The 20,403-nt window shown below is 48.4% G+C and carries 19 protein-coding genes; 8 read left to right on the top strand and 11 right to left on the bottom strand.

Translation table 11 applies throughout. The features are described 5' to 3' along the window. Nucleotides 1-54: 54 nt before the first annotated feature. On the top strand, nt 55-957 hold the full coding sequence (locus GK108_RS14120) for an oxidoreductase (RefSeq protein ID WP_163949236.1): 903 nt from the start codon (nt 55-57) through the stop codon (nt 955-957). A gap of 86 nt (nt 958-1,043) precedes the next feature. Here the strand turns inward: GK108_RS14120 and GK108_RS14115 are convergent, their stop codons facing one another. Genes GK108_RS14115 through GK108_RS14100 form a run of 4 tightly spaced genes read right to left on the bottom strand, consistent with a single transcriptional unit; the run spans nt 1,044 to nt 3,723 of the window. Further along, a complete protein-coding gene (locus GK108_RS14115) occupies nt 1,044-1,472 on the bottom strand; it encodes a hypothetical protein (RefSeq protein WP_163949233.1) in 429 nt (142 codons plus the stop codon). A gap of 14 nt (nt 1,473-1,486) precedes the next feature. Next, nucleotides 1,487-1,867, bottom strand: coding sequence for a nuclear transport factor 2 family protein (locus GK108_RS14110; protein ID WP_163949230.1), 381 nt, complete (start codon nt 1,865-1,867; stop codon nt 1,487-1,489). 18 nt (nt 1,868-1,885) lie between these two features. Then, complete coding sequence (locus GK108_RS14105) at nt 1,886-2,467, bottom strand: DUF1572 family protein (protein ID WP_163949226.1); 582 nt, start codon at nt 2,465-2,467, stop codon at nt 1,886-1,888. Nucleotides 2,468-2,523: 56 nt separating this feature from the next. Beyond that, entirely contained in the window at nt 2,524-3,723 is a 1,200-nt protein-coding gene (locus GK108_RS14100) for an aminotransferase class V-fold PLP-dependent enzyme (protein ID WP_163949223.1), read from the bottom strand. Nucleotides 3,724-3,921: 198 nt separating this feature from the next. Here GK108_RS14100 and GK108_RS14095 point away from each other — a divergent pair, with 198 nt between their 5' ends. Both GK108_RS14095 and GK108_RS14090 read left to right on the top strand, forming a co-directional pair. Next, nucleotides 3,922-5,361: an aminotransferase-like domain-containing protein gene (locus GK108_RS14095; protein WP_163949220.1), complete on the top strand. Its 1,440-nt coding sequence runs from the start codon at nt 3,922-3,924 to the stop codon at nt 5,359-5,361. Then, nucleotides 5,358-7,259 (top strand): CocE/NonD family hydrolase, encoded by a 1,902-nt coding sequence (locus tag GK108_RS14090; RefSeq protein ID WP_163949217.1) that lies wholly within the window; start codon nt 5,358-5,360, stop codon nt 7,257-7,259. The genes GK108_RS14095 and GK108_RS14090 overlap by 4 nt, the downstream gene beginning before the upstream one ends. A 639-nt stretch (nt 7,260-7,898) precedes the next feature. On the opposite strand, the gene GK108_RS14085 is transcribed toward GK108_RS14090, so the two are convergent. Together GK108_RS14085 and GK108_RS14080 are read right to left on the bottom strand one after the other, a co-directional pair. Further along, on the bottom strand, nt 7,899-9,341 hold the full coding sequence (locus GK108_RS14085; protein WP_163949213.1) for a family 43 glycosylhydrolase: 1,443 nt from the start codon (nt 9,339-9,341) through the stop codon (nt 7,899-7,901). Nucleotides 9,342-9,380: 39 nt separating this feature from the next. Next, entirely contained in the window at nt 9,381-10,133 is a 753-nt protein-coding gene (locus tag GK108_RS14080; RefSeq protein WP_163949209.1) for an acetylxylan esterase, read from the bottom strand. 326 nt (nt 10,134-10,459) lie between these two features. Between GK108_RS14080 and GK108_RS14075 the strand changes: the two genes are divergently transcribed. Both GK108_RS14075 and GK108_RS14070 read left to right on the top strand, forming a co-directional pair. Further along, a complete protein-coding gene (locus GK108_RS14075; RefSeq protein ID WP_163949206.1) occupies nt 10,460-11,503 on the top strand; it encodes an NAD(P)-dependent alcohol dehydrogenase in 1,044 nt (347 codons plus the stop codon). Nucleotides 11,504-11,512: 9 nt separating this feature from the next. After that, nucleotides 11,513-12,442 carry a helix-turn-helix domain-containing protein gene (locus tag GK108_RS14070; protein WP_163949203.1) on the top strand — a complete coding sequence of 310 codons (930 nt, stop codon included), beginning with the start codon at nt 11,513-11,515 and terminating at the stop codon, nt 12,440-12,442. 61 nt (nt 12,443-12,503) lie between these two features. On the opposite strand, the gene GK108_RS14065 is transcribed toward GK108_RS14070, so the two are convergent. From GK108_RS14065 to GK108_RS14050, 4 genes are all read right to left on the bottom strand, one after another. Continuing rightward, complete coding sequence (locus GK108_RS14065) at nt 12,504-13,700, bottom strand: FAD-dependent oxidoreductase (protein ID WP_163949200.1); 1,197 nt, start codon at nt 13,698-13,700, stop codon at nt 12,504-12,506. Nucleotides 13,701-13,732: 32 nt separating this feature from the next. Next, nucleotides 13,733-14,488 carry a helix-turn-helix domain-containing protein gene (locus tag GK108_RS14060; RefSeq protein WP_163949197.1) on the bottom strand — a complete coding sequence of 252 codons (756 nt, stop codon included), beginning with the start codon at nt 14,486-14,488 and terminating at the stop codon, nt 13,733-13,735. A gap of 160 nt (nt 14,489-14,648) precedes the next feature. Then, entirely contained in the window at nt 14,649-15,920 is a 1,272-nt protein-coding gene (locus tag GK108_RS14055; RefSeq protein WP_246224898.1) for a glycosyltransferase family 4 protein, read from the bottom strand. A 15-nt stretch (nt 15,921-15,935) separates the two neighbouring features. After that, on the bottom strand, nt 15,936-16,763 hold the full coding sequence (locus GK108_RS14050) for a DUF5672 family protein (protein ID WP_163949194.1): 828 nt from the start codon (nt 16,761-16,763) through the stop codon (nt 15,936-15,938). Between the two features lie 194 nt (nt 16,764-16,957). Here GK108_RS14050 and GK108_RS14045 point away from each other — a divergent pair, with 194 nt between their 5' ends. Next, on the top strand, nt 16,958-17,818 hold the full coding sequence (locus GK108_RS14045) for an AraC family transcriptional regulator (protein WP_163949189.1): 861 nt from the start codon (nt 16,958-16,960) through the stop codon (nt 17,816-17,818). A 65-nt stretch (nt 17,819-17,883) separates the two neighbouring features. Further along, complete coding sequence (locus GK108_RS14040; protein WP_163949186.1) at nt 17,884-18,873, top strand: aldo/keto reductase; 990 nt, start codon at nt 17,884-17,886, stop codon at nt 18,871-18,873. Between the two features lie 185 nt (nt 18,874-19,058). Here the strand turns inward: GK108_RS14040 and GK108_RS14035 are convergent, their stop codons facing one another. After that, nucleotides 19,059-19,919: an SDR family NAD(P)-dependent oxidoreductase gene (locus tag GK108_RS14035; RefSeq protein WP_163949183.1), complete on the bottom strand. Its 861-nt coding sequence runs from the start codon at nt 19,917-19,919 to the stop codon at nt 19,059-19,061. A 70-nt stretch (nt 19,920-19,989) separates the two neighbouring features. Here GK108_RS14035 and GK108_RS14030 point away from each other — a divergent pair, with 70 nt between their 5' ends. Further along, the gene (locus GK108_RS14030; RefSeq protein WP_163949180.1) at nt 19,990-20,328 is read left to right on the top strand and encodes a winged helix-turn-helix transcriptional regulator; all 339 of its coding nucleotides are present in this window, start codon (nt 19,990-19,992) and stop codon (nt 20,326-20,328) included. Nucleotides 20,329-20,403 lie beyond the last annotated feature (75 nt).

Raw genomic sequence — 20,403 nt, 5'->3', positions numbered from 1 at the left:
TACCTCTTCTCCGCGCCTATACCCCGAACTTTGTGTCCATAAAACCAGACAAGTATGTGGACAACAAATGATATGCCTGCTCAGACGGGCAAAACGATCATCGTAACGGGCGGCAACACGGGCATTGGCTATGAAACCGCCCTGGCTCTATACAAAGCCGGAGCAACCGTAATTCTTGCGTGCCGCGATCAGGAAAAAGCGGACAAAGCCGCCGAAGCCATCCGGCAACAAGCCGGATCAGGAACTATTGAAACCGCCATACTGGATCTGGCCAGTCTGACATCTGTCAAAAATATGGCCGACCAATTCAGTCGAACGCATAACCGCCTGGACGTACTGATCAATAATGCCGGGGTAATGTATTGCCCCGAATTGAAAACAGAAGAAGGTTTTGAGTTACAATTTGGCATAAACTTTATCGGTCATTTCGCCTTGACAGGCTATCTGTATCCCCTACTCAAAGCAACTCCTGGTTCTCGTGTTGTTACGGTCAGCAGCATGGCGTATCTGCGGGGGCAGATCGATTTCAATAATCTGCATTCCGAACAATCGTACGATACGTATCGAGAATACAGCCAGAGCAAGCTGGCCAATATTCTACTGACACTTGAGTTAGACCGACGGATCAGGCAGGTGGGCGACGCTGTGCTATCGGTTGCCGTCCAGCCTGGTGCCAACAGCACGGACTTATCCAGACATATGAATCAGGCCGAGTACGATGCCGCCGTTCAGCGCATTGGTGACTTAATGGAACCCTGGCAAGGAGCCTTGCCAAGCCTGTATGCAGCCACGATGCCCGATGTACAAGGCGCTGATTTCTACAGCCCGGACCAGGACGGGGGTTATCGCGGTTACCCCGTCAAGTTCGACTATGCTGATAATGCGCTGGATGAAACCACCGCCACTCGCCTATGGCAACTGGCGGAAGAAGCGACCGGTATTCGTTTTCCGGCTTAGGACGATCGGTCTCCTTTCTACGAACATGAGTCATCTGAATTTTAGGGACCTCTAGTGAGAACGTAACGGAAACAATCAGTCATTCTTTAGTTGATGTCAGCTATATAATAATTTTCTTTAGGGATTTTATTCCCATTTAATCCATTCAGCATAGCTAGTTGACCAATATGAGTGGCGATATCCAGAATCGGACCTTGTAACAATCGTTTACAAACGTCATCCGCAATCGGTACGGTTTTTACTATTTCTCGTAGCTCCTGTAGTCCCTCAACCAAGCGGTTATACTCACTGTCAAAACTCAGTATTTCAGGTGGCGGACAATTAAAATGACCTTCCTGAATCATCGTCATCGTTTTGATTACCAAATCATACATGTGATTGAGTATCTCCGTTGGGCTTCGGGTATGACTGCTAATTTTATAATTCCCAAAGCTTTCAGAACAACCTGAGATCGCTACAGTAAAGCGGTAGGCTAATGCGCCGATGGCATGAGCCAGTAGGTCACTATCGCTCATAAAAGGAGATTACATTAATTGTTTTCAGGAGAAGTTTTATCGATCGCGTAGTGGCAAAATACCTTTTCGGCCTTACCAAGCTCATTCAAGTGAAACACTTCACTGGCCAGTCGGCCGTTCACTGAAGTATAGTAAATAACCAGCGTATTAATCCCCACAAAAACGTTATGCAGGGTAAAATGCAGGTCAGGGTAAGTACGCAGCCCCACCCCAAAATAGCGTTCCAGGTCACGTTTACTGGTAATACAACCTGATTCATTGAACTTCAGTAGCAGAACAAAGGGAGAATAAAACTCCAGTTCATCAGCATAATGTTCCAGAATGGCAGTCAGGTTGTGTGCATTAAACGCACTGATCCATTCATCAGCAAATTGACGGGCTTCCTCTTGGGTCATGATGGTTCCTGGTTTTATTCAATCGTCTAAAGCGGGCTCATCCGGTTTTAGAAATTCATCCGTAAAATGTTGCTTGCGTTTTGGCTTCGCGAATTTGTCGGCGTTATAGTGAATGGATTTACCTCTGGGAATAGAGAGCGAAACCCAATCGTCAGCCAGCATTTTCCCAATAAAAACCAGTGGCCCAATATGATACGGATAATGGGCTAACTGCCGGTTAATGGCTTCCTGAACCGTATGCCCCTGATGTCGAATATAGATTAGTTTAGTTAAGTCATCTTCTTGTAATGATTTAAGCGTTTTTAAAAGAACGTGCCAGCCTTCTTGCCATTTCTGAAGTACTTCATCTCTGGACTGAAGGTCATTGACGAACTCGCCATCCCGATCGCGCCATTTTTTTTCGCCATCGGTTGCTAGAAAATCCGTCCATCGACTCAACATATTCCCCCAAAGGTGCTTCACCAGCGTAGCAATGCTGTTGCTTTCCGCATTATACTGCCAGAAAAAGGCCTCGTCGGGTAGTTGAGCCAAGGTTTTTTCACCTAATAGCTTATAATACTCAAACTGACTGATTACACTTTTTAAATAATCATTCTGCATAAGCTCGATTGGTTTATGGCTAAAGGCAGCCGATATTTTACGAAATAGAGTCGAGGTTATCCTAAAGCCTGCGCAAGTATATCTACTACGGCATCTATTTCGTCCATCGTATTGAAATAGTGCGGTGACAACCGGATCAACCAATCTACGCCCTTCCGCTGGAAGTCGATCAGGGCGGAAGCCGAATACTGGGTCGTAAAGAACACTCGTTCACGCCTGAGCGTAGCTTCCAGCGTTGGGAGCGATTGGCGGATGGTGTGAAAGGTCAGAATATTACCTTGCTGGGAACCCCAGTCCAGCAACGTCAGGCCGTCGAGTTGTTGCAGACCCGTTCGCAGCTGGTGCATCAGGTTTTGGTTCTGTTGGGAAATTGCGTCAATTCCGACCTGGTTGGCGTAGTGAACGGCTTCGGCTAATCCCACTGTGAGCAACGAAATCTCCTGTGGTTCAAATCGGCGGGCACTTGTCTGCAAGGTATAGGTCTCCGGACTTGTCCAGGTAGCGGCCCGTCGGTCAATGAATAAGGGGGAGAGTCCGGCCTCCAGTACCCGATCCGATACGTAAAGAAATCCCGTATTTCGTGGGCCGCGCAGAAACTTTCGTCCCGTTGCGACCAGAAAGTCGGCTTGAATGCGGTTAACGTCGAGCGTTAGTTGTCCCACAGACTGAGCCGCATCGAGCAGATACCAGACGCCATATTCATGGCAGAGTTTCCCCACTTCTTCAGCAGGCAAAACCAGGCCGGAGTTGGTCGGCATATGAGTAATAGCGACCAGCACAGGTCGATATGTCCGGATTAGTTCGTCTAAATGAGTCAGATCAAGATCACCGTTTGGCAAATCGTTGACCCGTAACAGCCGAATCCCGAATCGCAGCTGCATCGATAGAAAGGCCAACTGGTTGGAGACGTAATCATTGTTGGTGGTCAGAATCGTATCACCGGCTCGAAATGGAATAGCCGACAGGGCCTGAATCATAGCATCAGTAGCACTGTAGGCATAAGCAATATTGCCCGGCTTTGTATTCAGTAGTCGAGCCGTTTCCTCGTAAAGCTTGGCGATCTGTGCCTGTTGCATCCGTTCGACTTCGTACCCGCCTAATTGGGTTTCTAACTGGAGATAATCCTGCATTGCCTGAACGACAGGCTGCGGCATTAACGAAGCTCCGGCACTATTCATAAACAGGCTGTCCTGGCAGCCCGGTGTATCCGCCCGCAGTTGAGTGATATTGAGATGGGAAGTTGTCTGAGATTGCATGAGGCAAAACAACGGAACTTACCTGTATGGAAACAGATACACTTTTGTGATTCCGCACCCATACAGTTCACTGCGTCGGGTCTTGACGATTACCGTTAAACTGTATGACAGATTTTGAAAAAATCTGTATGGCAATACGTACAGATGCGTCTGCTACTTTTGCTCCAAAGAACAGAATTTCGTTACTCCTTAAGGTCCATGAGTCTGAGTATTCCCAAGTATCAGCAGATCGCTCGTCAGCTTGGCGATAAGTTGCGGATGGGTATGCTAACTGGGGGCGACAAACTGCCCTCCGTTCGCATGCTTAGCCAGGAACTCGGCGTCAGCATCAGTACGGTGCAACAGGCTTACTATTGTCTGGAAGCCGATGGCTTAGTAGAAGCCAGGCCTCAATCGGGCTACTACGCCCGAACGCTCGTCGAACGGATGGGTGATGTTCCGCGCCGGTCGGCTCCCCAGGCCATGGCCCACCAAACTCCGCTTTCCGATCATGAATCGATAGTCGACAGGATCATGCACCAGCAACGGGAGCCGGGCTGGCTTCCGTTTTCATTGAGTATGCCAGCGCCCTCGCTGTTGCCTGTCGATAAGTTAACGAAGGCCATCCAGCAGGCCCAGCGCGAACTCCCGAACGGCGGCATTGAGTACGAACGGATGGCAGGGAATGCGGCACTACGTCGGCAAATTGCCCGGTACGCCTTATTCTGGGGAGGTCAGCTCACCGACGAACAGATTATCACCACCGAAGGCTGTACAGCGGCACTGGTCCTGTGCCTAAAGACTATTACGCAGCCGGGCGATACGGTGGCGGTAGAAAGTCCCATTTATTTTGGGATTCTTCAAACGATCCTCTCCCTGGGGCTGAAGGTGCTCGAATTGCCAACCGATCCTCGAACGGGCGTTGATCTGGATGTGCTGGAAGGGTATTTACAACAGGGGCAGCTACAGGCCTGTTTGCTGGTGCCAAACTTTAGCAATCCACTCGGCTGTTGCATGCCAAATACTCACAAACAACGGCTAGTGCAGTTGATCGAGACGTACCAGATTCCGCTCATCGAAGATGACCTCTACGGTGATCTGCATTTTGCCCCTGATCGTCCACTGCCCTGCAAGGCTTTCGATCGGCAAGGCTGGGTCTTGTGGTGTGGGTCTGTGAGCAAAACCCTGGCTCCTGGCTACCGGGTAGGTTGGGTAGCTCCGGGGCGCTACTACAATCAATTACTTCAGGTCAAGCGGTATCAGGCGGGTTTCTCGCCGGGTATTACCCAGCAGGCGGTAGCTACCTTTCTGGCCAATGATCGGTATGAGTTACATCTGCGCCGACTCCGGCAGCGATTGAAAAGCAACTGCCAACGCTACCAGCAGACCATTCGAGCCCATTTTCCCAGTGGTACACGCATCAGCGAGCCACAGGGTGGCTTTACGTTATGGGTTGAAGTCGATCCCAGGGTGAATACGCTGGAACTGGTTAATCAGCTGGCGCCCTACAAGATTAGTATTATGCCGGGCAGTTTGTTTAGCCTTCAACCGCAGTATACCAACTGTATGCGACTCAGTTACGGCCTGCCTTTTGACGAACGTATTGCTCAGGGATTAAAAACTATTGGACTACTTATTCATCAGCAACTGACGGTATGAGCGACCTATTCTGGCGGACAATTCTGTCTACCGTATTAAACCTCTTGATGGCGGTATACCTACAGGCATCTGGCCAAGCGGCTGACTCGGTGCGGGCACATTATCAGAAGATAGAGTACCGAATACCGATGCGCGATGGGATTATGCTTTACACAGCCGTGTATGTTCCCCGGAATGCCTCATCGACCAACACGTATCCGATCCTGATGCAACGCACCTGCTTCGGCTCGACACCCTATGGCGCCGACCAGTATAAAGTCGCTCTGGGCCCGTCGCCCACGCTACAGGCGGATGGGTATATCTTTGTGTACCAGGATGTGCGGGGGCGCTGGGCCTCCGAGGGACGCTGGACTAATATGACTCCCATTGTCAGTGATGGTCAGGAATCACCCACGTCTACACGTATTGATGAAAGTACCGATACGTATGACACGATCGACTGGCTACTTCATCATGTACGTTACCACAATGGCCGGGTGGGATTGTGGGGTATGAGCTATGCGGGGTTTTATGCCATAGCCGGTTCGATCAATGCCCATCCAGCGTTAAAGGCCTCCTCGCCCCAGGCACCTATTGCGGACTTCTTCCGGGAAGATATTCACCATAATGGCGCCTTCACGCAGGTCACCTTGCTAGCCTATCCGCTGTTCGGCGACAGGCCATCATGTCCTACTACAAAGCCCTGGTTTCTGAAAAACTGGATTGATACCGGGAAAGAGACTGAATATTCATGGCATGTAAAGCTGGGGCCTCTGGTCAACGCACAGCCCTACCTGGCGAAGAACCTATTCTGGCAGCAAACAGTGGAACACCCCAATTACGATACCTTCTGGCAGGCGCGTAATATCCTCCCCCATCTGCGGACTATTCGGCCGGCGGTGCTGGTTGTTGGAGGCTGGTTCGATGCCGAGAATCTGTACGGCCCACTGAGTATCTACAAGACTCTTGCCCAACGTAGCCCGTCAGCACGCCCGATGTTAGTGATGGGACCGTTTGGCCATCGGGGCTGGTCGGAAGAAACCGGGCACACCCTACACAATGATCTGTATTTCGGTGACAGCCTGGCAACGTACTATCAGCGCAATCTCGAGGCTCCTTTCTTCCACCATTACCTGAAAGGCACTGGCGACGATAAAACAGGGTTACCTGCCGTTACGTTATTTGATACGGGTCAGAAAACCTGGCGAACGTTTTCGGAATGGCCCACGACCAATAGCCGCCGATTCCGTTGGTATTTGAGCCCCAACGGTCAGCTCAGTACACAGGAAAGCAATCCGACAGGTTTCCGGGACTATATCAGCGATCCTGCTCATCCGGTCCCCTACTGCGAAGCAACCCTGACGGCTGAGCCTGATTTCAGTGCGTTGGCCAGCTACATGTCGGCCGATCAGCGGTTTGCCAGTAATCGGCCTGACGTACTTACCTTTCAAACAGACGTATTAACTGATAACCTCACGGTGGGCGGAGAAATTACTGTTCGACTGGCGGTCAGCACCACAGGCACGGATGCGGATTGGGTCGTTAAGCTCATCGATGTGTATCCCTCCGACGAACCGAATCATCCCTACCAGGCAAACCCCAACACGCAATTAGCTAATTATCAGCAGATGGTTCGCTCGGAAGTAATGCGTGGACGGTTTCGTAACTCTTTTGAGCAACCGGAGTCTTTTACTCCGAATCAGGTAACGAACGTAGCGTTCCAGCTCCAGGATGTGCTGCATACGTTTAAAAAAGGGCATCGGATGATGATTCAGGTGCAAAGCAGTTGGTTTCCGTTGATCGACCGCAACCCACAGACATTCCTGAAAAATAGCTATAAGGCACGCGCTAGCGATTTCAAATCTGCCCGACATCGGGTTTATGGTAGCTCAGTCCTTGAAGTAAACACGGTACCCTGACTAGTTTCTTCTAAGGTTCTGTAATTCCGGCATTACCAAACGCTAGCCATGATAAAAAAGAACATCCCCGTATATAGCAAAGCTACCCCTTTTCAAACAGAAGGATATACAGATCAGTCGTTTTGCTCCGTACCTGGCTGTTCACACGAACTAACATCTTGCGCATTAGCACGACTTTTGTCACTTAAGTCTGTTTTTAGAAGGTAGCGAAACCTAGGCCTAGACATGGTTCGGGCTTTATCGATCCAATTATTCATCACGATAAGCCGGCTTAGTGATGCCGAGAAAAACAGAAACGTATCGCTCCATACTCAAGAATTTCCAGCAGCTTATTGAGGGTAATTACAATACGTTGCGGCTGCCGAAGGAGTAGATTAGGCCCAATAAGCTAATTAGGCTCAGCTATGGGAGAGCCTAATTAGCCATTTTTAAAATAGGGGTAGGTTAATGCAGCTCATCTCAGCATCGGCTTGATGGTATGTGACGGATTGAATGGGTCAGTCATTAAACGCTATTATCTACTAATAGTCTCAAAGTACGCTCGCTACAATCGTTACCAACTAATCAGTTACAAACAGAAGAATGCCGAGGGTAACAGAATAGCCAATGCTCACAGCATCAACGGTGTAAAGAATATGCTCAGGGAACCCTAAAATTCCACTTAGAATTGTCGCTGTTAAAATCAAATTCGGCCAATGTCGGTGTGCTATCCCCGGAAGATACCAGTGCTAACTTCTTTCCTGAATTCGGTACCACCTTAGGCATGATTCGATACGTACCATCCGTCAATTGATCGATGCGCCATAACTGCTCGGGTGTACCGGTAAATGCCGGTACGGTAATTACTTCCGCATCAGCAGTTGCCGCTAAGGCCCGATCGGTTCCGGCCAGTACAATTTTATAATAGGGACCACCTAAATAGCCGGTCGTATCGGGGGCATCGGTAATCGTCCATTTTTGATGGGGACGAGACATATAATCGCCTATTCGCAAACCAATAGTACCCGTTGGCCAGTTTTTTATGACATCAGCTAACTGCTGAGCTGCGACCGGCTTTATTGGGTCGTTGTTAGGTTGACCAAAACCCCGTGGTCCAACGGCCATTCGTGTAAAATCAACGGCCAATTCCAGTCCATATCCTCTTCGTACCGATTCAATTTCATACGTACCTTCTTTAAACGTTTCTCCGGCAACAGGCCAGCCATCTTTCCAAACCACCGGAAGGATACCTAATACGCTACGCCCCCCCTGCGCTAAATCCGCTTCATAATGGATAGACATTTTTTCAACACCTTTCTCCAGAACGATATGCCCGAAATGTCCAGGGCCTATTAATTCTCCTCGAGTAGCAACTACCATTTTGCCTCCCCCTTCCAACATACTTCTTCCCACATTATCGAGGTAAGGACCGGTTATTTTTTTGGATCGTCCCACCACCACATTATAAGTAGAGTTGGCACCATCGCAACAACTGCCGTGCGTGGCCAGCAGGTAGTACCAACCGTCGCGATAGACCAACGTACTGGCTTCGCACACAATAGCCACATCTACGGGTTTATTGCCTGCCTTGAGGCCACCGGTTTTGGGATCTAATTCAATCAGGCGAGTGAAGCCAAAATAGGTGCCGTAGGTTAGCCAAAGGCGTCCGGTAGTCGGATCGAGCATTACACCGGGATCAATGGCATCATTCTCTTCATAGCCATCCGACGTAGCGACTACTACTGGTTCAGAGTACTTGAAATCTGGAGATTTGGGGTCCAATGTTTTGTTCCACATGGTGAGAATTGCTCCTTTGTGGTTGGGCGAGCCACCAGTGGCTCCGTATATGACCAGATAACGATCCCCAATTTTAATAACATCAGGAGCCGCTCCACCACCTGGCCTCACTCCGCCCCCATACCATGTCCATCCATCATCGGAAATTAATCCGCCCCCCCCTGTACCAAAAGTATAGTACTTGCCGTCGCATTCCGCCACGGTCGAGGGATCATGAATAAACGGCCTTCCGACCTGAGCTAGTAGAGTTTGACTGATTAATAAGGCGAATAGAATTATCAGGCAGGATACGTTCATTCGTTTCATGTACTACGTTGTTTTTTAGCGTAAATAGACTGCGATCTATTATTCGTAACTAAGACTGATATTTTTAATAGGCACCCCTTTTTCATCCAAAAAACGAACGCAGAAGTTAGCCATACCCGGTCCGTTTATTACGGCCCCGCGAATGATGTTCTTGCCTTTTTTAAGCCTTAAACGGGTAGAGGTAACATTATCGGCAATCATATCTCTGTCGCCGGAAAGCATCATTGCTTCCTGCCCATTCAACCACCACATGCTGCCGGAATTACACCCGGCAGCCATCCTGACATCGTTGATTTCTTCGGGGCAATCGATGACCGTAACAAGCCAGACAAGTATTCCGTATTTTGGTTTGTTAATGGCGTAGGTAAAGTGGTATAAATTAAAATTGAACGTCTTACTGTCCAGGGCGTACCACTTCAGTTCCTGATTGCCCACGTTTACGGTTGAGCCATTACGGGGAACGACGGTGTAATCGCTGGAAAAGTTATCGGCTGAAAACGTTGTTTTGAGGTAGTTGTCAGTGAAAATGTTATTTCTGGCTATATCTTTCTTTACAGGTTCCAGCACGAGCCAACGCTGAATAAATCCATTGGCGTCTGGTGCTTTTTTTGTGGTAGAGCCCGTCGTGAAGTGTTTAGATAAGGTATGGGTCGTATCGCCTTTAAGAGGTATAGGAGGGAGAGGCAGTCTTTGGCCCGGCCCCTGAGCAAAAGCGGTTAGGGCACCTAGTTGTAATCCGGATAAAACGATAAACGATATAAACAGCAATACGTAGTTGAATTTTCTATTCATAGCCTGTTCCTTTGGTAACGAATACAGTTTCTAGCTAAAGCACAGTTTACGAAAACCTACTAAACGAAGCCCTGATTTTCACGTTTGGAGGTCCTTTGATGCAGGACCAATTTGTTCTGGTAATTAGGAACAAGACGAAGGCGGAAAACTTCCATCGGCAGCCATTGCTCATGAGCTTCTGACGATATCCACCTTCCGGGAAGTACCATCTTTGATTTTCATATAAATTGCTTTGACTTTGCTATAAAGTAGCTGACCCGTATCGTCCAATTTTGCCATGTGGATAGTACGTAGTGTCCGCATGAACTTCATTTCTGAACAAACCTATGATTGCTGTAAAAGGATACGCTGCTCAAACGAAAGACACAGATTTGGCTCCCTGGAATTTTGAACGCCGGGAAGTTGGCCCACACGATGTTCAATTTGCGATCGACTTCTGCGGTGTTTGTCATTCAGACCTTCACCAGATCAAGGACGAGTGGGGTGGCGGCATATTCCCGATGGTTCCGGGCCACGAAATTGTTGGACGTGTGACAGCCGTTGGTAGCCACGTAACAAAATTTAAGGTCGGCGATCTGGCCGGTACTGGCTGTCTGGTTGATTCCTGCCGGGTGTGCGACAACTGTCAGCATGGTCTGGAGCAATATTGCACCAACGGCCACTCGCAAACGTATAATGGACTGGAACAGGATAAAAAAACACCAACCTATGGTGGCTATTCCGACTCGATTGTGGTTCACGAAGATTTCGTGCTCAATATTCCCGAAAAACTGGATCTGGCCGCTACCGCACCATTGTTGTGTGCGGGTATCACAACCTACTCCCCACTACGTCACTGGAACGTGGGTAAAGGCCATAAACTGGCCGTTTTGGGCTTGGGTGGTCTGGGCCACATGGGCGTCAAATTTGGCGTAGCGTTCGGCGCTGAAGTAACGGTGCTGAGCACGTCGCCTAAAAAAGAAGAAGATGCTAAAAAGCTTGACGCTCACAAGTTTGTGGTAACCAGCGACCCCGAACAGCTGGCTTCTGTAAACGGTTATTTTGACTTCATTCTGGATACTGTATCAGCGGAGCACGACTACAATCAGTACCTTCATCTGCTCAAAACCGATGGTGTACATATCTGCGTAGGCGCACCACCAACGCCATCGTCGATTGTCGCGTTTAGTCTGATTCCAGGTCGTAAAAGTCTGGCTGGTTCCATGATTGGCGGCTTGCCCGAAACGCAGGAAATGCTGGATTTCTGCGCGGAACACAACATCGTATCGGATATTGAACTGATTGACATGAAAGACATACAAACTGCTTTCGACCGGATGCTGAAAGGCGACGTGCGGTATCGGTTTGTGATCGACATGGCTACGTTATAACCTAAATGTATGGTTGACTCAACGGCAGACAGCAAACGAATTACCCTCCTGGAAGATCTTCCCGACGTAACGCCGGTTGAACGGCATTACTTCGAGAACTGGAACATTCGGGTAGCCGAGGATAGTCTTTGTAGCAATTACCTGTCGCCCAATCGGCGGGATTTTTACAAGGTCATGTTCGTGACCGGCGGCTCTGGTGTGTTCAGTCTGGGGATGCATAGCTATTACGTCGATGAATCGTGTATCGTGTTCATGCATCCCAACGAGATTATTTCCTGGCGGAATCTATCGGATGGCTGGACGAAACATTATTGTCTGTTTAAGAAACGCTACGTTGATCAGCATCCGATGCTGAAATCAGTGATGGATAAATATCGACTTTTTTCTGATCCACACCGGAGCGTTATTCGCCTGCAATCGGCCGCAGCAACTACAGTAAATAACCTCTTTCACCAGCTGCAGAAAGAATCAACGACGGGTGGCAACCTGGCCGAAGACAGCATGCAGGCTTACCTGCAACTGATTATGATTGAAAGTATGAAAGAAGCCAATTTCCCTGAACCAGCCACGGTATCGGACGATTATCGGCATGTTCACGACTTCTTTCATCTGCTCGAAAACGAGACAGCCACTATTAATTACGACAAACCGTTGCGGATACGTACTGCCAAAGAATTTGCGGACTTATTGCAATTACACCCCAATCATCTGAACGCATTACTAAAGAAGCATACGGGCCAGAATATCAGTACGCACATTAAAAGCCGTCTACTGGACGAAAGCAAGGCCCTGTTGCTCCAGACCGACTGGACCTTACAGGATATTGGCTACTGCATTGGCTTTGCTGACCAGCCCAATTTTAGTCAGTTCTTCAAGAAAAATATCGGGATAACGCCCAACGAATTCCGGCGGACCTACGCTAACGGAGGAATGGCGTAGTTTCTCAATGCTACAATCATGAGGTCGTTGATTGATCAGATAATGACCTCATGATTTGGTATTAACGGATCTCACTCCTGCGCATGTCGGAGTCGGCATCGTCCATGTCACGAAACATTCCCACCAGATAATTCAGGCCGTTTGGTGCATGGAGGGCTTCGGTCTGTTGCAGAGTCAGCTCGGTGGTTGCGGAAGCACGTAGTAACATTTGCTTTTCATATTGGGCAATGGCTTGACGAACATCAGAAAATGCGGGATTTGTTAGGTTCTCATACAGTTCCAGTGCATCCTGCATGGCCATATTGACACCCTCACCGGCATAGGGCGGCATCCGATGGGCCGCATCGCCAATCATTGTCAGGTTTGGTAGCGTTTCCCAATGCTGGTCCAACGGAAAATGATACATGGGTCGCGGTATCAGATAACTATCGTCGGAGGTAAACAACTCATCCCAGATCGATGCCCAATCGTTGAATCGCTCTTTAAACCAGTTGAACACCTCTTGCCGATTGGTAAAATCGATACCCGACTCACGTACCCAGTTTTCCGACTCGTTCGTTCCGGTGTAAAAAGACAGCGACCCATCCCCTTTGGCACTAAGAATGATACTTTTCTCGCTTCCCAAAGCGAATACTTTTCCACCCTGCAGAAGCGTGTTCAATACCGGCGCGTTTTGGCTCGCCTGATAGATGTTTCCCTCGACAATGGTGATGCCCGAATAGATCGGTTGAATAGAAGTCAGATAAGACCTGATTTTAGAATTCGCTCCGTCGGCGGCAATCACGATATCGGCATAAGCCACCTCTCCATTTGTGAAGTGGAGTTCCCAGCCGTCGGCCAACGGTTTCATCTCCGTAAACTGCGAATCCCAAACGATAGAACCCGGCAGCAGGGAGTTGATCAGCAAATCGCGTAGCGGTCCACGATCAATTTCAGGCCGGAACGTATCATTACCGAAGTCAGACAATTCTTTTTGCTCATGGTCGTCATAGACTACTGCCCCAGTGGAGTCAGCAATACGCATTTTGTCGGCCCCCGGTCGATAGCTGGCTTTAAACGCATCCATCAAACCGGCCATTTCTAAGGCTCGTAGTCCAGAGTCATGGTGTAAATCGAGCGTAGCGCCCTGCTGACGACCATATTGGTCTTTGTCACGCTCATATACAGTTACGGTAATATCTTTCTGTTGAAGGAGTCGGGCAAGTGTAAGTCCGCCAGGGCCACCGCCCACAATTGCAATGGTTTTATCGTACATCATCGTGTTGTTACTGCTTTAGGTTGAGCACAAAACTAGTCTGACGATAAGGCGGAAAATTGTATAAATCGGCCGTTTTTGTTCCGAAAGAGTTCTTTGGGAATAGTACCGGCATACTTTCTAATCTCTTTGATGAAATGTGCCTGATCGGCAAAAGCCTGTTCAGGAAACAACTTTCCTTCTTTTATCTGCGTAAACGTGGCTCTGAATCGCAGCACCCGACAATACGTCTTCAGCGATACGCCATACTGCTGATTGAAATATCGATTAATTTGCCGGCTACTCCAATACACGTTCTCAGCGAGTTCATTCACCGGCATGCTTCCCTGAGTTTCATAAATCAGGTTGAATAGTTTCCGCTTCCGATCATCAACCTGCTCCTCCAGATTCTCCTGAATACGGCTAGATGCCTTTTTCACAAAAAGTTCAAAATCAGCCAGGTCACTGCCCGAGAATCCCCAGAAGTCAGTCGGCAACGTTTGGACCGTATCGACCAGAGCGGCTACCGGATGACGAAGGATATACTCTATCGCCAACGGCTTGAAACTTATGGCAACCATACGGGTCCGGGGAGCCATCCTAGCCGGTGTGGGTACGGTTCCAAGTCCCATCAACAGCACATGAAACGGTTCTGACTGCGCTTGAGCCAGCACCAGATCAATACGTCCATCGGGCAACACAACAACATCTCTGGCTTGATCCGTCTGCGTTTCCAGCATCCAGAAACAATCTACAAAATCAACTAAAGAATGGTCAGGCTGAATTTGCCTATATACGAGGTCGCTATTCATCTGGCAGGGGTTATCCTTCTTTCAACAAACCGTCAACCTGGCCTTATGTTCCCAATTTCCAACAATTAATACATCCAGGTAACCGACACCACTATACGTTAGCGTATTTACAACACAGAACTATTACGTATCAGCCTACCAATCTCATAACTATCCCAACTCAGTTACTCCTAATCTGTCTGTATAAGGCTATGTGATCGTCAATAAATTTCTCCCAGGAAAACAAGGATGCTCTTTCCACGGATTGCCGGGCCAACGTATTACGTAAGGTTTCGGAATTCGCTACGTTGATAATGGCTGAGCTTAACGCATCCGCATCGACTGGCGATACACTGATGGCAGCGTCGTCTACGACTTCTTTTATCGATGGAATGTCTGACACAATAACCGGAATTCCGCATTGCATGGCTTCCAAAGGAGGCAGCCCAAAACCTTCATACAACGATGGATAAATAAAACCCATTGCTCCAGAGTATAATGGAGCCAGTTCATGATCAGGAACATAGCCGGTGACAACAATACGTTCCTGCATCGCTTTATTCTTCGCCAGTTCAGCAATAATCGTATCGAACTTCCAGCCCTTTACCCCTACCAAAACCAATTTAATATCAGCAGCAATGGCTTTACTTTCAGCCGCATTCACAAAACAGCGAATCAGATGGTCCAGGTTTTTGCGCGGCTCAAACGTAGCCAGACTGAGAAAATAAGGCGACTCTCCGATCCGATACTGTTCGCGAATCTGGCGTAACCGCTCCGCATCGGCTACGGGATAAAAGACGTCCGGCGAAGCAGCTAAATGAATGGGGGTAACTCGATTTGGGTCGATTCCTGAATACGAACACAGGTCTTGTTTGGTGGCCTCCGACACCGTTATTACGTGTGTATCTGGAGTTAATTTCTCCAGCATCATTCTAACCGAGCTTTCACCCTCCGGGAACCACTCGGGGTGAAAAATAGGAATCAGGTCATAAACTGTCTGGACAGTATGGATCGTTTTAGTCCTGGCAATTTCGTCGGGAATGGCATAGAATGGAGAATGATAAATGCTGCCCGATAGCCATTGGCGGGTATTAAAATATGCCTTTTCGCGATGGAGTATTCGTTTGGTTCTGTAAAAACCTTCCCGAATCAATTTCGAGGGCAAGCTCTGAATCGGAAAAGGCCGTAACAGCTCATTTTCAAGGAGAGCCGGGCCTTTTTCAATACGTCGATTCAGGAAAATGGCTTCCTTTTTCCCAAACTGATGATACGCATACCGCATCGATTCCGGCAGATGGCTCGATGCAGCCAGGCGTAACGAAACCTCCTGGGCCTGCCATAACCCCATCAATAACTGCTCCGCTACCCGGCTAACTCCTGTTCTGGACTTTTGGTAATACAAACCCATGCCTAACATATTGATGTCAAGGATGGTACGTATAGGGGTCATCATGTTTACAGTGAAAAGTTATATCTGGTAACCATAGTCCGAAAAAACAGAACGCCAGTAGTCTGTTCCGTGAATATCCCAGGCATGGCAGCCAAACGGCAGTTGTCCCTGGTTGTAGTGCTCAATGGCCCACTGCGGAAAAAACTCAATGGAAAAATGTAGCGCTTTTGTGTAGTGGGGAATGCGTAAGTGCGGCCAGAAACGATTAACCTCAACACTCCAGAACATATCCTCGTTGTACTGATACAGCGAATTCGCGGTATACTCAGCCACTTTTGTCTTAAATCGTTTCAGGCAGGCAAGCATCGCAGAAACCCGTCGGAGCGATAAGCCACCGTTCCCAACAACATTCAGGGAAATAATCTCGCGGGGCGTTAAACCGTCGGCTTTTTTTAAATGCAGCCACGTAGCAATACGTTGTCGTACCGTAAAGTTGAGTTCATCCACCCATCCCGTAAAATCACGGTCACGTAATATCGGAGCTCCTACGTAATCATAGGGTTGTTGACACCAATAGGCCAGCTCATCTGTAAAGACAAAGGCGTCTAACTGATAAATCAAGATAAACTCCCGATCCGTAAAGGCTTCATAAAAGCGCTCCGACAGCATTAACTTGTTATACGCCTGAATGTCTGTAAAAAAAGAATCGTCAAACGTACGAAGCTCAAACTCCTTCCCGAACTCCCGATAGGCCGATACATCGAGTGACTGAGGAGCTACCAACACAATAGGATAATGGCCCAATACGCGAAGACACTGACGTAGCGAAATACGCTCATACTCCGTCAACGCTGACTTATAAACAGGAATGACTACGTTTACGGATGGGATAGCCGGTTGTTTCATTGTTCACAGGTACGCACCAGTGCATACCCTGGAAAATTGACTAGGTTCAGTATAAGGTTGAGAGTCCCTCACCGGAAAACCACCTGGTCAATGAGGGTAAAAAACGCGGCTACAATTTACAGAGATCCCTTCTGCTGACAGATTAAGATTCGATTAATACTTACATACCCGTAAGCCAAACGGCCCGTTATCGCATGCAAACAGAAGAATCATTTCTTCATCGATATTCTCAAAACCACAAGTTGCCAATCTATCTGGTCTCGCCCGGTTTTGGACATCTGTCTTCTGATGTAGTGCATCGGTACGATCTTACGCATCGTAAGACGCACTACTTTCTCATCTTTATGCGGAATGGCATCACTCACCACGGCGTCGACCTTCAGCAATTTGCGGTAAAAGACAATGAACTGCTGTTCATTCTTCCCCATCAGATTCATCAGCTTCCAGCCACCAAACAAGGCACTACGTATTTCAAGCTTGGCTTTGACGATCAGTGTCTTTCCCGCTTACCTCGACAGTATCCGTTTCTGATCAATCCGTTCAACAACCAGAAAATTACGTTCAGCCCGTCGGCCGCAACCCGACTAACCGCTATTTTCAAGAATCTGACTGATTTGTTAGGCAATCCAGCCACCGATCCAGAATTACTACTCGCGCATCTGAACAGCCTTCTAACCGAGATTAACGTAGCGTATTTTACTACAGACAAAAACCCCGCCGACGATCGGCTTTCCAAATACATTACCTTCAAAAATCTGGTAGAAAATACCCTGACTGACCATACGACAATCAACGACATCGCCGAAAAACTCGCGCTGAATACCAATAGTTTGTACAGCCTTGTTAAACACTATTCCGGGCTTTCGCCTAAAGAATACATCACGAATAGACTCATTCTGGAGGCCAAACGGCGACTTTGTTATTCAGAAAGTTCATCGATCAAAGAGCTGGCCTACGATCTCGGCTTCAATGATCCCGATTATTTCTCCCGACTGTTCAGGAAAGTAACCGGCACCACCATCGCTACGTTTGTTCAGGATTTGTCCGGGAACTAATGCGTTTTGTCCGGGTCCTTTGCTGAGCAACGCCTGACCTTTGTTCCGTACCAAAAACACGAATCATGAACAGAACATTGGGAACAAATGGCCCGGCGGTCTCGGCAGTAGGATTAGGCTGCATGGGTATGTCGGGGGCTTATGGTCAATCGGACGAGAACGAATCGATTGCCACCATCGAACGGGCGCTCGAACTAGGACATAATTTTCTGGATACCGCCGACTATTACCTGCTCGGCCATAACGAAGAACTGATTTCAAGAGCAATAGCGGGTAAACGAGATAAAGCGTTTCTTTCCGTAAAAACGGGTCAGCTGGTAGCACCGGGGCCGGGGGGCGCTATGGGACCGGGGCCATCGTGCGGACATCCCAACTTCCTGAAAAATGCCATCTTTTACAGTCTTCGTCGCCTGAAGACCGACTATATCGATCTGTACACGCCCGCCCGCGTCGACCCTACGATCCCTATTGAGGAAACAATTGGAGCACTGTTCGACCTGGTTCAACAGGGACTAATCCGTTACGTTGGTCTGTCAGAAGCGTCAGCCGAGTCGATTCGTAAAGCAGCCGCAACGCACCCGATTACGGCTTTGCAAATAGAATACTCGCTCTGGAGCCGCGACATAGAAATAGACATACTCCCAACGCTACGGGAGCTGGGTATTGGACTCGTAGCCTACGCTCCTTTAAGTCGGGGATTTTTGAGCGGTGCTATTAAATCGCCCGACGATCTTAAAGACAGCCGCCTTCATATGCCACGTTATCAGGGAGAGAATTTCCAGAAGAATCTCGAACTAGTCGAAAAAATAAAGGTATTAGCTGCCGAGAAAGGGTGTACACCTTCTCAACTGGCTATTGCCTGGGTTCTCGCCCAGGGCGACGATATCATTACGATTCCCGGCACAAAACGTATTACGTATCTGGAGGAAAATTTTGGGTCTGAAAACGTGACCCTCACCTGTGAAGACCTTCAGGCTATTGACGCCATCATGCCCGCCGGAATTGTTTCGGGAACCCGCTACCCCGAACGGTTCATGACGGCGCTAAACCGATAAACAACGCTTCTTACTGCATGGCTCCCCGTTGTGTTAAGAAGCGTTGTTTATGAAACTCAACCTCTTATCCCCCTAAATCCCCAAAGGGGACTTTGTCAAGCAGAGCAAAGTCCCCTTTGGGGATTTAGGGGTAGTCATCGACAACGTTATGGCGTACAATAAAAAGCTTAAACACCTGACAGGAATCAGGCTACCAGCGATTTTGTGAGCTGATCGCAATAATCCCAGATCAGCTGTTCACGCTCTTCCGTATAATACGTAGTGGTTACGTTGGCCGGCTTACGATCGACAAAATACAGTCCGCTTTTACCATTCACAGCATCCGACGACGCCAGATAAATAAGTGTGTCGGCACCTTGTTCCGCCGTACGAAAAAACGGACGGGCCAGTTTTGCCATGACCTTCAGAACACTCCCCAGATTGCTTTCAACGCCAAAATTCGTCGCTACGGCTCCCGGATGCACAGCATTGACCGTCAGGTTATCAATCCCCTGTCGTTTTAGCTGCTTACTTAACTGCTGCGTCAGCCAGATCAGGAAGAGTTTGGCATTACCATACGCCCGTAGTGGATCGTAGCCACGCTCCAGTTGTAAGTCTGAAAAGTCGGGTTTGGCGTTCAGTTTGTGCGAATTAGACGATACGTTTATTATTCGACCATCGGGGCTATTTTTCAGTAAATCCAGCAATAGCCCGGTCAACAGGAAAGGGGCCATTACGTTCACGGCCATCGTTTTTTCGATTCCCTCAGTCGTGGTTTCGCGTTCTTTACTCATCAGCCCACCTGCGTTATTTACCAACACATCCAATCGACCGTAGCGTTGGTGGTATTCGCCGGCCAGCTTACGCACCTGCTCCATCAGAAACAGATCGGCCACCAGATAGTCGACCGCTGTGTTTCCCGAGATCGTTTTAATTTCTTCACAAACCTGACTTGTTTTCTGATCATTCCGGCCGTGAATAACGACCGTAAATCCTTGTCTGGCGAGCTCTATGGCAACCCCCTTACCGATACCGCTGGTTGCTCCTGTTATCAATGCCCTTTTCATCGCTGTTTTTTCTCAAAAGTATGCCGACATTGATATACTTTTGATGCCAGTAACCTAAAGAATACCAGATATGCACGTTGACGATTTACCCATTGAGCAGAAAATAAAATACGTCCAGGATACCCTGTTTGTCATCAGCGGCAAATGGAAACTCCCTATTCTGATTGCCATTAGTCAGGGCTCAAACCGCTTTCGGGATATTCAGCGGCAAGTGCTTCCAATTACGACCCGAGTGCTGACTAAAGAACTGAGGGACCTGGAACAAAATAAACTAGTGATACGTACCGTCTATGATACGTCTCCGGTTTTGGTAACGTACGACGTATCAGCGTACTGCAAAAGTCTGAAACCGCTGGTGGACGAAATGATTTTGTGGGGCAAAAATCACCGCAAAAAATTGATTGAGTGATGCGGCTAACTAAATCTTTCTTTGCGAAATTTCAACCTTTCTGAGTCAGCTGTTAGTTTATCTACCAAAAACCTG

This window comes from Spirosoma terrae (genome assembly GCF_010435915.1).
Lineage (GTDB): Bacteria > Bacteroidota > Bacteroidia > Cytophagales > Spirosomataceae > Spirosoma > Spirosoma terrae.
The sequence above is the reverse complement of the archived record's forward strand: the minus strand, read 5'-3'. Positions and strand labels throughout refer to the sequence as shown.

What these genes read in the sequence shown, in the direction of transcription:
- GK108_RS14070 (WP_163949203.1), top strand. Translation starts at nt 11,513, where the DNA reads ATGGTTGACTCAACGGCAGACAGCAAACGAATTACCCTCCTGGAAGAT.
- GK108_RS14045 (WP_163949189.1), top strand. Translation starts at nt 16,958, where the DNA reads ATGCAAACAGAAGAATCATTTCTTCATCGATATTCTCAAAACCACAAG.
- GK108_RS14055 (WP_246224898.1), bottom strand. Translation starts at nt 15,920, where the DNA reads ATGATGACCCCTATACGTACCATCCTTGACATCAATATGTTAGGCATG.
- GK108_RS14100 (WP_163949223.1), bottom strand. Translation starts at nt 3,723, where the DNA reads ATGCAATCTCAGACAACTTCCCATCTCAATATCACTCAACTGCGGGCG.
- GK108_RS14030 (WP_163949180.1), top strand. Translation starts at nt 19,990, where the DNA reads ATGCACGTTGACGATTTACCCATTGAGCAGAAAATAAAATACGTCCAG.
- GK108_RS14095 (WP_163949220.1), top strand. Translation starts at nt 3,922, where the DNA reads ATGAGTCTGAGTATTCCCAAGTATCAGCAGATCGCTCGTCAGCTTGGC.
- GK108_RS14085 (WP_163949213.1), bottom strand. Translation starts at nt 9,341, where the DNA reads ATGAAACGAATGAACGTATCCTGCCTGATAATTCTATTCGCCTTATTA.
- GK108_RS14110 (WP_163949230.1), bottom strand. Translation starts at nt 1,867, where the DNA reads ATGACCCAAGAGGAAGCCCGTCAATTTGCTGATGAATGGATCAGTGCG.
- GK108_RS14115 (WP_163949233.1), bottom strand. Translation starts at nt 1,472, where the DNA reads ATGAGCGATAGTGACCTACTGGCTCATGCCATCGGCGCATTAGCCTAC.
- GK108_RS14050 (WP_163949194.1), bottom strand. Translation starts at nt 16,763, where the DNA reads ATGAAACAACCGGCTATCCCATCCGTAAACGTAGTCATTCCTGTTTAT.
- GK108_RS14065 (WP_163949200.1), bottom strand. Translation starts at nt 13,700, where the DNA reads ATGATGTACGATAAAACCATTGCAATTGTGGGCGGTGGCCCTGGCGGA.
- GK108_RS14040 (WP_163949186.1), top strand. Translation starts at nt 17,884, where the DNA reads ATGAACAGAACATTGGGAACAAATGGCCCGGCGGTCTCGGCAGTAGGA.
- GK108_RS14105 (WP_163949226.1), bottom strand. Translation starts at nt 2,467, where the DNA reads ATGCAGAATGATTATTTAAAAAGTGTAATCAGTCAGTTTGAGTATTAT.
- GK108_RS14090 (WP_163949217.1), top strand. Translation starts at nt 5,358, where the DNA reads ATGAGCGACCTATTCTGGCGGACAATTCTGTCTACCGTATTAAACCTC.
- GK108_RS14060 (WP_163949197.1), bottom strand. Translation starts at nt 14,488, where the DNA reads ATGAATAGCGACCTCGTATATAGGCAAATTCAGCCTGACCATTCTTTA.
- GK108_RS14120 (WP_163949236.1), top strand. Translation starts at nt 55, where the DNA reads ATGTGGACAACAAATGATATGCCTGCTCAGACGGGCAAAACGATCATC.
- GK108_RS14035 (WP_163949183.1), bottom strand. Translation starts at nt 19,919, where the DNA reads ATGAAAAGGGCATTGATAACAGGAGCAACCAGCGGTATCGGTAAGGGG.
- GK108_RS14080 (WP_163949209.1), bottom strand. Translation starts at nt 10,133, where the DNA reads ATGAATAGAAAATTCAACTACGTATTGCTGTTTATATCGTTTATCGTT.
- GK108_RS14075 (WP_163949206.1), top strand. Translation starts at nt 10,460, where the DNA reads ATGATTGCTGTAAAAGGATACGCTGCTCAAACGAAAGACACAGATTTG.